The 11,795-nt window shown below is 64.7% G+C and carries 14 protein-coding genes; 9 read left to right on the plus strand and 5 right to left on the minus strand.

Features of this window, described 5'->3' with window-relative positions; all coding sequences use genetic code 11:
- Nucleotides 1–127: 127 nt before the first annotated feature.
- From argH to PVE35_RS24045, 7 genes are all read left to right on the plus strand, one after another.
- Nucleotides 128–1,522: an argininosuccinate lyase gene (gene argH, locus PVE35_RS24015; protein ID WP_277373219.1), complete on the plus strand. Its 1,395-nt coding sequence runs from the start codon at nt 128–130 to the stop codon at nt 1,520–1,522.
- Nucleotides 1,523–1,548: 26 nt separating this feature from the next.
- On the plus strand, nt 1,549–1,791 hold the full coding sequence (locus PVE35_RS24020; protein ID WP_268180634.1) for a hypothetical protein: 243 nt from the start codon (nt 1,549–1,551) through the stop codon (nt 1,789–1,791).
- A gap of 18 nt (nt 1,792–1,809) precedes the next feature.
- On the plus strand, nt 1,810–2,295 hold the full coding sequence (locus tag PVE35_RS24025) for a GNAT family N-acetyltransferase (RefSeq protein WP_277373220.1): 486 nt from the start codon (nt 1,810–1,812) through the stop codon (nt 2,293–2,295).
- A 10-nt stretch (nt 2,296–2,305) separates the two neighbouring features.
- Complete coding sequence (locus PVE35_RS24030) at nt 2,306–2,578, plus strand: hypothetical protein (protein WP_268180632.1); 273 nt, start codon at nt 2,306–2,308, stop codon at nt 2,576–2,578.
- An 86-nt stretch (nt 2,579–2,664) separates the two neighbouring features.
- Nucleotides 2,665–3,477 (plus strand): transporter substrate-binding domain-containing protein, encoded by an 813-nt coding sequence (locus tag PVE35_RS24035; protein WP_277373221.1) that lies wholly within the window; start codon nt 2,665–2,667, stop codon nt 3,475–3,477.
- On the plus strand, nt 3,474–3,728 hold the full coding sequence (locus PVE35_RS24040; protein WP_268180630.1) for a TIGR02647 family protein: 255 nt from the start codon (nt 3,474–3,476) through the stop codon (nt 3,726–3,728). Before PVE35_RS24035 ends, PVE35_RS24040 begins: the two co-directional genes overlap by 4 nt.
- A 119-nt stretch (nt 3,729–3,847) precedes the next feature.
- Complete coding sequence (locus PVE35_RS24045; RefSeq protein ID WP_277373222.1) at nt 3,848–6,706, plus strand: class I adenylate cyclase; 2,859 nt, start codon at nt 3,848–3,850, stop codon at nt 6,704–6,706.
- On the opposite strand, the gene PVE35_RS24050 is transcribed toward PVE35_RS24045, so the two are convergent.
- The 5 genes from PVE35_RS24050 to PVE35_RS24070 form a co-directional block, all read right to left on the minus strand.
- Nucleotides 6,703–7,500: a lipase family protein gene (locus PVE35_RS24050; protein WP_277373223.1), complete on the minus strand. Its 798-nt coding sequence runs from the start codon at nt 7,498–7,500 to the stop codon at nt 6,703–6,705. The genes PVE35_RS24045 and PVE35_RS24050 overlap by 4 nt on opposite strands.
- 369 nt (nt 7,501–7,869) lie before the next feature.
- Nucleotides 7,870–8,277, minus strand: coding sequence for a nucleoside diphosphate kinase regulator (gene rnk, locus PVE35_RS24055; RefSeq protein WP_268180627.1), 408 nt, complete (start codon nt 8,275–8,277; stop codon nt 7,870–7,872).
- Between the two features lie 382 nt (nt 8,278–8,659).
- The gene (locus tag PVE35_RS24060; protein WP_268180626.1) at nt 8,660–8,851 is read right to left on the minus strand and encodes a DUF1289 domain-containing protein; all 192 of its coding nucleotides are present in this window, start codon (nt 8,849–8,851) and stop codon (nt 8,660–8,662) included.
- Nucleotides 8,841–9,173 carry an iron donor protein CyaY gene (gene cyaY / locus PVE35_RS24065; RefSeq protein ID WP_268180625.1) on the minus strand — a complete coding sequence of 111 codons (333 nt, stop codon included), beginning with the start codon at nt 9,171–9,173 and terminating at the stop codon, nt 8,841–8,843. The genes PVE35_RS24060 and cyaY overlap by 11 nt, the downstream gene beginning before the upstream one ends.
- A gap of 58 nt (nt 9,174–9,231) precedes the next feature.
- Complete coding sequence (locus PVE35_RS24070; protein WP_277373224.1) at nt 9,232–10,269, minus strand: AraC family transcriptional regulator; 1,038 nt, start codon at nt 10,267–10,269, stop codon at nt 9,232–9,234.
- Between the two features lie 135 nt (nt 10,270–10,404).
- Between PVE35_RS24070 and PVE35_RS24075 the strand changes: the two genes are divergently transcribed.
- Complete coding sequence (locus PVE35_RS24075; protein ID WP_268180623.1) at nt 10,405–10,530, plus strand: lipoprotein; 126 nt, start codon at nt 10,405–10,407, stop codon at nt 10,528–10,530.
- A gap of 12 nt (nt 10,531–10,542) precedes the next feature.
- Complete coding sequence (gene lysA, locus PVE35_RS24080; protein WP_268180622.1) at nt 10,543–11,790, plus strand: diaminopimelate decarboxylase; 1,248 nt, start codon at nt 10,543–10,545, stop codon at nt 11,788–11,790.
- Nucleotides 11,791–11,795 lie beyond the last annotated feature (5 nt).

Genomic DNA, 11,795 nt, shown 5'->3' on the forward strand with positions numbered 1-11,795 from the left:
TCGCCTGGCCCAGGTTGCCCTAGCGGAGAGGGCTTATCTGATCGGCAGCGGGTCATACCCCTGTTATCATCAGTGCACTTTGTCCGCCATGCAGACTCCATGGTCTGCCCGATCCAGAGCCATAACCATGAGCAGCGAAAAAACCAACCAATCCTGGGGCGGTCGCTTCAGCGAGCCCGTCGACGCCTTCGTCGCCCGTTTCACCGCCTCGGTGGAATTCGACAAGCGCCTCTATCGCCACGACATCATGGGCTCCGTCGCCCACGCCACGATGCTGGCCAAGGTCGGCGTACTCACCGCCGACGAGCGTGACGCCATCATCGACGGCCTCAAGCAGATCCAGGCCGAGATCGAAGCCGGTCAGTTCGACTGGCGCGTCGACCTGGAAGACGTGCACATGAACATCGAGGCACGCCTGACCGACCGCATCGGCGTGACCGGCAAGAAGCTGCACACCGGCCGTTCGCGCAACGACCAGGTGGCTACCGACATCCGCCTGTGGCTGCGTGACGAAATCGACACCATCCTGGCCGAGATCACCCGCCTGCAGCAGGGCCTGCTGGGCCTGGCCGAAGCCGAGGCGGACACCATCATGCCCGGCTTCACCCACCTGCAGACCGCTCAGCCGGTGACCTTCGGCCACCATCTGCTGGCCTGGTTCGAGATGCTTTCGCGCGACTACGAGCGCCTGGTGGACTGCCGCAAGCGCGCCAACCGCATGCCGCTGGGCAGCGCTGCGCTGGCTGGCACCACCTACCCGATCCAGCGCGAGATCACCGCCGAGCTGCTGGGTTTCGATGCCGTGGGCGGCAACTCGCTGGACGGCGTGTCGGATCGCGACTTCGCCATCGAATTCTGCGCCGCCGCGTCGCTGGCGATGATGCACCTGTCGCGCTTTTCCGAAGAGCTGGTGCTGTGGACATCTGCGCAGTTCCAGTTCATCGACCTACCGGATCGTTTCTGCACCGGCAGCTCGATCATGCCGCAGAAGAAGAACCCCGACGTGCCCGAGCTGGTACGCGGCAAGACCGGCCGCGTGTTCGGCGCCCTGACCGGCCTGCTGACCCTGATGAAGGGCCAGCCACTGGCCTACAACAAGGACAACCAAGAAGACAAGGAACCGCTGTTCGACGCCGCCGACACCCTGCGCGACAGCCTGCGCGCCTTCGCCGACATGGTGCCGGCGATCAAGCCCAAGCGCGAGATCATGCGCGAGGCGGCGCTGCGCGGCTTCTCCACCGCCACCGATCTGGCCGACTACCTGGTGCGCAAGGGCCTGCCCTTCCGCGACTGCCACGAGATCGTCGGCCACGCGGTGAAATACGGCGTGCAGAGCGGCAAGGATCTGGCCGAGATGAGCCTGGACGAACTACGCCAGTTCAGCGACCAGATCGCTGACGACGTCTTCGCCGTGCTGACCCTGGAAGGCTCGGTGGGTGCCCGCGATCATATCGGCGGTACTGCGCCGAATCAGGTACGCGCGGCCGTGGCGCGTGGTCGCGAGCTGCTGACCAGCCGCTAAACCCAAGGTGGGAAAAGGATGTCCCCATGTTCGAGCTACTGCTGCGTGGCCTGCTGTTTCTGGGCGAATTGCTGGCCGAAGTCGTTCTCGGCTATCTCTTCTATTGCACCGGCTGGCTCGCCCTGCGCCTGCTGACACTGGGCCGCTACCCAGGCCTGCCACTGCGCGTGGATGACCCGATGGGCTCACGCACCGCCTGGGTCGCAGCGTTCGGTTTCTTTTGCCTCGTAGGCCTGCCAGTGACCTGGCTAGCCCTCAACCAAGGCTGATTTACAACGAGATATGCCATGTCCATGACCATCCGCCCCGCCACCGCTGACGACGCCGAACTGATCCTGCGCTTCATCACCGAGCTGGCCGTCTACGAGAAGGCCGAGCATGAGGTGAAGACCGACGCCGCCGGTATCCGCGACAGCCTGTTCGCCGAGGGCAGCACCGCCCATGGCCTGGTCTGCGAGCGCGACGGCCAGGCCATCGGCTATGCGGTGTACTTCTTCAACTACTCCACCTGGCTGGGCAAGCACGGTCTCTATCTGGAAGACCTCTACGTCAGCCCCGAAGCGCGCGGCCTGGGCGCCGGCAAGGCGCTGTTGCGTCACCTGGCGCAACTGGCCGTGACCCGTGGCTGCGGCCGCTTCGAGTGGTCGGTGCTGGACTGGAACACCCCGGCCATCGACTTCTACGAATCCTTTGGCGCCCGCCCGCAGAGCGAGTGGTCCACGTACCGCCTGACCGGCAAGGCCCTGCTGGACTTCGCCGCTGGCACAGCATGAGGAACCACAGATGAGCGAGCACGACGACAACGACGAAGATTTCGCCCAGGCCACCCTGATCCAGGCCATCGAAAACCAACTGGAAAGCGGCGAGCCGGCCGCCGCCAAGGCGGTGTACAACAAGCTGAGCCTGGTGGGCTACGAGCGCGAGGAGATTCTCGAACTCATGGCTCTGGTGCTGGCCCACGAGGTCGATGCCATGCTGCGCGATGATCGCCCCTTCGACGGCGCCTGGTATGAACAGGCCCTGCGTGCCCTGCCCGAGCTGCCAGAGGAAAACTGAAGCAGGTTTGACTCATGCCAATGGGCGTAGCGGCCAATAGACTGCTAGGGTCATTCCTGTCTCTTGCCGTTCAAGGTGCCTGTGCAATGCTGCACCGACGCTTCCGCTTCGCCATAGGGCTGGCATTGAGCCTGCCGTCCGCTCACATGGCCATGGCCGATAGCCTGCGCATCGGCGCCGAGGATGACTGGTACCCCTATACGGCCTGGCGCAACGAGCGTATCGAAGGCATGTCGGCCGATATCGTGCGCGCGGCCTTCGCCGCCACCGATATCGAACTCGAACTGGCCCCCTACCCCTACTCACGCTGCATGGAGCTGGCACGCACCGGCAGCCTGGTGGCTTGCTTCAACACCACGCCCGATACCTATATCCGCGACCACTTCCTGCTCCCCGAGCAAACGCTGTTCAGCGACGACATACAGCTCTGGGGGCCAGCCGGCTCGGCACCGATCGACGACCTCGAAGCGCTCAAGGGCAAGCGTGTCGCAGTGACCAGCGGCTACACCTATGGCGAGTACTTCGATAGCTACTCCGGCATTCGGCGCGTTCCGGTAAGGCGCGACCTCAACGGTTTCCTCATGCTGCAGCACCAGCGCGTCGACTACGTCATCGCCTTTCGCGCCACCACCGAGGCCTTGCTACGCGAACACCCGGAGCTGGCCGGGCAGTTCGTCCCCCTGGCCCGGGTACATCGCCCGCAGCTCTATCTGAGCTTCTCCCGCCACCACCCGCAGGCGCCTGAGCTGCTGCAGCGTTTCGACGAAGGCATGCGCCGGATCAGGCGTGACGGCACCTATCAGCGCATCCTCGAAACCTGGCAGACACGCACCGGGCAGAGCACGGTTCTAGGCTCTACACTGCAGGAACGCCATAACGACAAGACGGAGTCACCATGAAGTCCTTCACTGCTGAACTGATAGACGAGCTGGAAATCCTCGCCCTGTACAACCTGGACAACCATCAGGAAGGGCTCAAGGTGCACAACAACGCCTCCTTCAAGGCGCAAGGCGCCATCACCCGCCTCTACGAAAAAGGCCTGGTGAGCCAGGCCGATGGCGGTTACCTCACCAGCCTGGGCATCGATGCCGCCGAACACGCACAAGCACTGCTGACCATTCTTTCGGCCCGCCAGACCACTCCCGCTTAATCTCAGTTGCCCGCCGGCCGCCCTCAAGGGAAAGGCGCGGCGGGCGATATAGCGTCAAGGCACTGCACTGGCGAGCACGCCGCTGATAGGCTTGCACCACCCGCCAGTAGAGTTAGAGCATGACGCGCAGCCAGGAAATCCGCCCCGATATCGACGACGGCATCGATCGCAAGGTGCTGGCGCAACTGCGCGCACGCTTTCTGCAGATCAATCAGGGCCGCCTGCAACGCGCCACCCAGGCCCTGTCGACACGCCAGCAACTGGTGCTCAAGCTGCTGCCGCTGCTGTTGCACGTCAACCATCCGCTGCTACCGGGCTACGTCTCAGCCAGCACCCCGGCGGGGCTCAGCGGCTTCGAGCCGGACGATGCCAGCCTGGCCGAAGTGCAGCGTCTGACCCGCTCCTTCAGTTACAAACCGCGCCGCGGCCAGGGCGCCGCACCGCTGCATGGCCTATTCATGATGGGCAGCCTGGGTACCGTGGCACAGGCCGAGCAGAGCGACATGGATCTGTGGCTGTGCCATGCCGCCAACCTGAGTGAACAGGCGCTGCAGGAGCTGCGCAAGAAATGCGACCAACTGGAAAGCTGGGCCGCAGGCCTGGGCGCCGAGGTGCATGTCTTTCTCATCGAGCCCCTGCGTTTTGCCCGCGGCATGCGTGACACCCAGCTCACCTCCGATGACTGCGGTACCACCCAGCACTACCTGCTGCTCGACGAGTTCTATCGCACTGCCATCTGGCTCGGCGGACGCACGCCGATCTGGTGGCTGGTGCCGGTCTACGAGGAAAACCGCTACGAAGACTATTGCCGCACCCTGCTGAGCAAGCGTTTCGTGCGTGAAGAAGACGTGCTCGACCTCGGCCACCTGGCGCAGATTCCCCCACAGGAATTCCTCGGCGCCGGCATGTGGCAGCTCTACAAGGGCATCGAATCGCCGTACAAGTCCGCGCTCAAGCTGCTGCTCACCGAGGTCTACGCCAGCGAGCACCCCAAGGTCGAGTGCCTGGCGCTGCGCTTCAAGCAGGCGGTGTTCGAGGGGCGTCTGGATCTGGACGAACTCGACCCCTATATCGTCGTCTACCGGCGCCTGGAGGAATACCTCAGCGCCCGAGGCGATCAGGAACGCCTGGAGCTGATCCGCCGCTGCCTGTACCTCAAGGTGAACAAGAAGATCAGCCGCCCGCCGACCCGTGGCCGGCCCAAGAGCTGGCAGCGCCTGCTGCTCGAACGCCTGACCGGCGAGTGGGGTTGGCAGACGCGCCAACTCAACCTGCTCGACAGTCGCAGCCAGTGGAAGGTTCGCCAGGTGGCTGCCGAACGACGCCTGCTGGTCAACGAGCTGACCTACAGCTATCGCTTCCTCACCCAGTTCGCCCGCAGTGCCCAGGTCGGCAGCTCGCTGAGCAACCGCGACCTCAACGTGCTCGGCCGGCGCCTGTATGCGGCCTTCGAGCGCAAGGCCGGCAAGGTGGAGTTCATCAACCCCGGCATCGCCCCGGATCTGGCCGAAGACACCCTCACCCTGGTGCAGCGCCCCAGCAGCGAGACATCGGGCGACTACCAGTGGGAGCTGTTCAGCGGCAGCCTGGGCGCGCAGGAATGGCCGGACTTCGCCCCGATCAAGCGCTCCCGCGAGCTGATCGAACTGCTCGCCTGGTGCCACCGCAACGGCGTGATCGACGCCAGCACAAGGCTCTCGTTGCACCCCGGCAGCAGCGACCTGAGCGACTTCGAGCTGGCCAACCTGATCACCAGCCTGCAGCAGATGTTCGCCCTGCCCCTGCCCCTGGTGGAAGAAGCGGCTCTGCTGCGCAGCAGCACACCGAGCCGAATATTGCTGCTGGTGAACGTCGGCCTCGACCCGCTCAAGCAGCACAGCCAGATGAACCTGCACATGACCAGCGGGCGCACCGATGCCCTGGGTTATTCGGGCGTGCGCGAGAACCTGGTGCTGACCCTGGATCAGGTCAGCCTCAACAGTTGGAACGAGCTGCAGGTGGCGCGTTATGACGGCGAGGATGCCCTGCTCGATTGCCTCAGCGACCTGCTCAACGGCCTGCCGCCCGCAGGCCCATACCCCGAGGTGCAGGTGCGCTGCTACTGCCGCAACCGCGCCCCGGCCATCGCCAGCCGGGTCGAGGAGCTATTGCGCGACCTACTCGACAACTACACCAGTGGCAAGGCCTCGCGTTACCTGCTGCAGGTGCGCCAGCATTACCACGTACTGCAACTGACTCCCGGCCAGGTCAGCCATACCGCCCTGGGCGACCTGCCGGCGCTGCTCGAGCACCTGGGCGCCGAACAGGCGCTGTTCAGCCCACTGAGCCTCGACCGTTACGCCCTGGAGGGCAGCGACCTGGCGTTGATTCTACCGCTGGGCAAGCCGCAGACCATCCAGGTGTTCTACCGCCTCAACGAACAGAGCAGCGAAGCCGAGCTGACCGTGCTCGACGAGCACAATGCCCTGTGGCGCCGGCGCCTGCCATACCGCGACGAGCAAAGCCTGCTCACCCCGCTGCAGCGCTTCCTGCAGTCGCTGCTGTACCGACGCAACGCGCAACTACCGCTGGATGACCTGAGCAGCGATATGCCGCTGGAAGTGCTCTACCACCAGCTACTGCCCGATGCGCCGCTGCGCGCTCAGAGCGTCGAACGTCGGGTCGCGCCACAGGCGCCGATCAGCCATCCCTTCTATGACGTGCAAGCCATCATCGAGCCGGGTGACGGACGCCAGCGCCACGTTACCCTGTACTGCAACCATCGCGAATTCTCCGAACTGGAATACGGCCGCGACCTCTACCGCGCCGTGGCCCAGCACATCCTCGCCCAGCGCGCCGGCGGCGAGCGCTACCCCTGCTACATCACCGACCTGGATCTGTCCGCTGTGCTCGCCGAACAACAGGCGCAGACCGTGCATTACCTGCGCTACAAGAGCGAGCTGGAAGACGCCCTCAATGCCGCACTGCAACAGGCCTAGCGCATGGGGGATTGGGGATTGTTCAGCGCATAGAGGTAGCAACCACTCATGCTGTGATTGTCGACGACGCCACCATAGCTGGCGGTGAAGGTCACCGGCAGACCGAGATGCTGATACCACCAGCGTTCACTGTCGGCGGGCGGCACCTCGGGCACCAGATCGCTGTCGTTGACCAGGCGGTAAGTGGGCACTGCCAGCGCGTTGTAGTAGCTGGCGAAGGCCGGCGAGGCCAAGCGTGGGCTGGCGAAGTTGTAGTGCTGCAACGGCAGGAAGGGCCAGCGCCGGCGCAGATCCGGCACCGCCAGGCTGCTCAGGGCACTGCCCAGGCTGTGGGCACAAGCCCACAACTGCGCTTGGGGCTGCAGATCCTCCAGCGCCAGAAGGGCCTGATCGCGCAGCGAGGTGTAGAGCTTGAGGAAACCGTCGTGCACCAGGCCGGCACTGCCCTGCCAGGGATAGTCGCGCTGATCCAGATCCAGGTCGTCGAGCCAGTCCTGCACCGACTCGGTACCGCGGAACACCAGATAGCAGTCGCCCTGCGGATCACGCGCGGCAAAGCCGAAGGGTTCCGACTCGTTGAACAGATGCCACTCGCTGAGGATGCTCCAGATCGGCGCGGAAAACTGCCAATCGGGACGCTGCGGCGGCTGCCAGTGGAAGTGCTGGGCAACGCGCGGGCGCTGCTGCTTCAGCCATTGCGCGTACTGGTCATAAGCGTCGAGCACCAGCTCGGCGCAGAGCAGGCCACGCGGTTGCGAATAGGTGGGTGGGAAGTACAGAGGGAGACTGGGCATGGCGGAGCTTCCTTGCTGATCATTGACATCTCACTCTAGCAGACTGTCGAAAAACTACCTGCGTTGTCTGCCCGTCGTTAAAAACAGCCTCGCGTGCGAGCCCAGGCTAGGCGCCCCCGTCAAAAATGCTCATTTACAACACGTAAAGTCGAGCGCGACTCCGAGCGTTTTGACTCACTGCGTTCGCCCTTCGGGCCAGCCTTCGGCTGTTACTCCCGTTGGTCGTTTCGGCTGTTTTTGCGGGGCCGCCATCGGTATAGGTCAGCCTGCCTCGGCTCGGGCCTCCTGCTTCGCTCTACCTCCTGCATCCATGCAGTCGTCGCCTACGTTTTTCAACGGCCTGCTAGCCCAGCCTTGATGCCCCTGCACTCAACGGTCGTATTCGCCCGCCGCTTCCGGCTGATATTCCACTTCCAACAGGGTCAGCTTGAGCTGCTTGCCGCTCGGTACCGGCCAGTCGATGTGCTGGCCAACGGAGAGGCCGAGCAAGGCGCTGCCTACTGGCGCAAGAATGCTGACCTTGCCCTCACCCCCGGCATCCTGCGGGTAGACCAGGGTCAGGTGGTAGTCCTTGCCGCTGCTTTCCTCGCGGCAATGCACGCGCGAGTTCATGGTCACCACGCCAGCAGGGATCTCGTCATGACCGACCACCTGCGCGCGTGCCAGCTCTTTCTCCAGCGCCTCGGCGCCAGGGCCGAAATCCTCCAGGGAATCCAGCAGGCGCTCCAGGCGCTGCAGATCGAGACGGGTGATGGTGATGGCGGGTGCGCTGTTCATGATGCCGGGCAGACTCCTTGCGTGAGACTCAAAAAGCAAAACCCCGCCCGAAGGCGGGGTTTTGCAGCGTTTTGTCGACCCTAGGGTCGGTTAACGTTTCGCTCGCGTCCGCGACGGAGCCAGTTTTTGCGCGGAGCTAGGCGCGAGACGCGAAGTTTGGTCGCCCAAATGAGTCGTCGAGCAACGACGATCCGCGCAAAAACTGGCCCGTCCCTTCGGGTTGCGCGGCAAATTGCGCCATGCGTCGTTGTGGGATTTGGCAAGGGAACAACCATTCCCTGCATCCCACGCCTAGCCTGGCGCAATTTGGCGCAGCAACGCGGTACGCGCCGAAACGTCAACCGACCCTAACATAGCTGGCCGAATAAACAAGACCAGCAGGTCAGCTCGGCGACTTGCGCGCCCGCAGACGCGCTTCGGCAGCTTCACAGATCTGCCGGCGGCGCTGCGCATCGGCAGCGCCCCAGTCGAGAATCTCCTGCATGCTGCGGCCACAACCCAGGCAGATGTTCTGCTCGTCCAAGCAGCACTTGCGCTGGCAGGGCGAGGCCGGCGCCGCGCTTTCAGAGCTCATCGAACTCCAGTTCGACACCCGCCTGCTCGGTCACGAAGCGCGCGAGCATTTCCCCCAGCAGTTCGTCGCTGCTGTCGCAGACCCAGCGCTGCTCGTCCTCGTCGTAGTCGTAATGGAAGCCGCCGGAACGCGCCGCCACCCAGAGCTGACGGATCGGCGCCTGCCGGCTGAAGATCAGTTGCGTGCCGTTGTCGAAGCGCACGGTCAGCACACCGCCGCTGTTCTCCAGGTCGACGTCCAGATCACTGTCGTCGAAGATATCCTCCACCGCCTGCTGGGTGGCATCGACCAGATCGTGGAAGCGGGCTTCGCTCAGGCTCATCGGGGTGTCCTCACAAGGTGCAGCGACTGCAGAAAAATGGGTAAACGCTACCCGGCACTCAGCCGGGCAGGTGGCGACGGTACTCGCCCGGGCTCCTTCCCGTCCAGCGGCGAAAGGCCCGCAACAGCGAAGCTGGCTCGCTGAAACCGACCCTCAAGGCGATGTCCTCCAGCGCCAGCGAGGTCTCGCGCAGGTAGTGCAGCGTCAGCAATTGACGCGTCTCGTCGACGAACTGGTTGAACGACACCCCCGCTTCGCCCAGACGCCGCTGCAGGGTGCGTGGGCTCAGCGCCAGCGCCTCGGCGATGGCATGCAGCTCCGGACGCTGCTCGGCGAGTTGCGCCAGCAGAATCCGCCGCGCCCGCTCAAGCAGGCTAGCACCCTGACGCAATTCGCCCAGCAGACGATCGGCGTAGGCGTCGAGCATGCCGCTGACCTGCGCGTCGGCCTGGCCCAGCGCCACGCTCAACAGGCGCTTGGGAAAGACCAGGGCGTTGTCGGGCTGCTCGAACAACACCGGGCAGCGGAAGATACGCTGGTGTTCGCGGATATCGACTGGTGCCGCATGCTGGAAGCGTACCTGCACCGGCGCGATGTCCAGGCCGCTGATCCAGCGCCCGAAGCTGACCCAGCCGGCCAGGGTTTCCTCACTCAACTGCCGTTGCTGTTGTAGCAACAGTGGCTGCCAGCTATGGGCGACCAGGGCCTCGCCGCCGTCACACGTCGGCTCGTCGTCCAGCCCGACCTGCCCCAGGCTGCCCACCAGCGCGGCATAGCGCGCCTGGCGGTGGAGGGCATCGGCCAAGGTCGCACAACTCATCAGCAGATGGCCGAGCACACCGTAGTCACCCGGCCTCACTGCTTCGCCCAGGTGCAGCCCCAGGCAATCGTCGCCGGTCAGGCGCATGCCCTCCTCCAGCAGACGCAGGTAGGCACTGGCGGCCATGCGCTGCGGGTGCTGGCCGAGCAGTTCGCTGGGCAAGCGGGCGCGGGCGAGCAGCACCGCCGGCTCCACGCCCTGGCGCTGCAGATAGGCGATCAGGCCTTGCAAATAGGCGGCCGAAACCGAGCCGGCCAGTAGCACAGGGTGTTCCATCAGCTCTCCTCGATCGCTATCTGCCTGCCGTGCCGATTCGGCCAGCCCGCGCCGGACGGGCGCTGGGCGCATAGGCAAGGTGGCGGGGGGTCGGTATACTCCAGCGCAATTCACGCTTTTTTCAAGGACTGTCCCATGAAGCGACTGACCCTCGCGCTCCTCGCCGTTGTCTGCCTAGTGGCCGGCTGCGGCCAGAAAGGCCCGCTGTACATGCCGGGCGACGAAAAAGCCGGCAACAGCCGAGACCGTTTCGAACTCTGACAGGAGCCCACCATGGAAGCCTTCAACTACCGCGACGGTGAGCTGTTCGCGGAAGGCGTTGCCTTGTCCGCGCTGGCCCAGCGCTTCGGCACGCCCACCTACGTCTATTCCCGTGCCCATATCGAGGGGCAGTACCGGGCCTATGCCGATGCCCTGGCCGGCATGCCGCACCTGGTCTGCTTCGCGGTCAAGGCCAACTCCAACATCGGCGTGCTGAACGTGCTGGCGCGCCTCGGTGCCGGTTTCGACATCGTCTCCAGCGGCGAGCTGGAGCGCGTCCTGGCCGCTGGCGGCGAGCCGAGCCGCATCGTCTTCTCCGGCGTCGGCAAGAGCCGCGATGACATGCGCCGCGCCCTGGAAGTCGGCGTGCACTGCTTCAACGTCGAGTCCAGCGTCGAGCTGGAGCGCCTGCAGAAAGTCGCAGCTGAGCTGGGCGTCAAGGCGCCTGTGTCGCTGCGGGTCAACCCGGACGTGGACGCTGGCACTCACCCGTACATCTCCACCGGCCTCAAGGAAAACAAGTTCGGCATCGACATCGAGCAGGCCGAGGCAGTCTACGCCCGCGCCGCCGAGCTGCCGAACCTGGACGTGATCGGCGTCGATTGCCACATCGGTTCGCAACTGACCACGCTCGAGCCCTTCCTCGATGCCCTGGATCGCCTGCTGCTGCTGGTCGACAAGCTGGCCGCGCGTGGCATCGCCATCCAGCATCTGGATCTCGGCGGCGGCCTCGGCGTGCAGTACCGCGACGAGCAGCCACCGCTGGCCGGCGACTACATCGCCGCCGTGCGCAAGCGTCTGGCCGGCCGTGATCTGTCGCTGGTGTTCGAGCCGGGGCGCTTCATCGTGGCCAACGCCGGCGTGTTGCTGACCCAGGTGGAGTATCTCAAGCACACCGAGCACAAGGACTTCGCCATCGTCGATGCGGCGATGAACGACCTGATCCGCCCCGCTCTTTATCAGGCATGGATGGACGTGTCGCCAGTGCAGCCACGTGACGGCGAGGCGCGCAACTACGACCTGGTCGGGCCGATCTGCGAAACAGGCGACTTCCTGGCCAAGAATCGCCAGTTGGTGCTGGAAGAAGGCGACCTGTTGGCCGTGCGCTCGGCCGGTGCCTATGGCTTCGTCATGAGCTCCAACTACAACACCCGTGGCCGCGCCGCCGAGGTGCTGGTCGATGGCGAGCAGGCCTTCGAGGTGCGTCGTCGCGAAACAATTCAAGAGCTCTATGCCGGCGAAAGCCTGCTGCCAGGCTGAGGGTA

The sequence above is a fragment of the Pseudomonas sp. AA-38 genome (assembly GCF_029457475.1).
In the GTDB taxonomy this organism is placed as follows: Bacteria; Pseudomonadota; Gammaproteobacteria; order Pseudomonadales; family Pseudomonadaceae; genus Aquipseudomonas.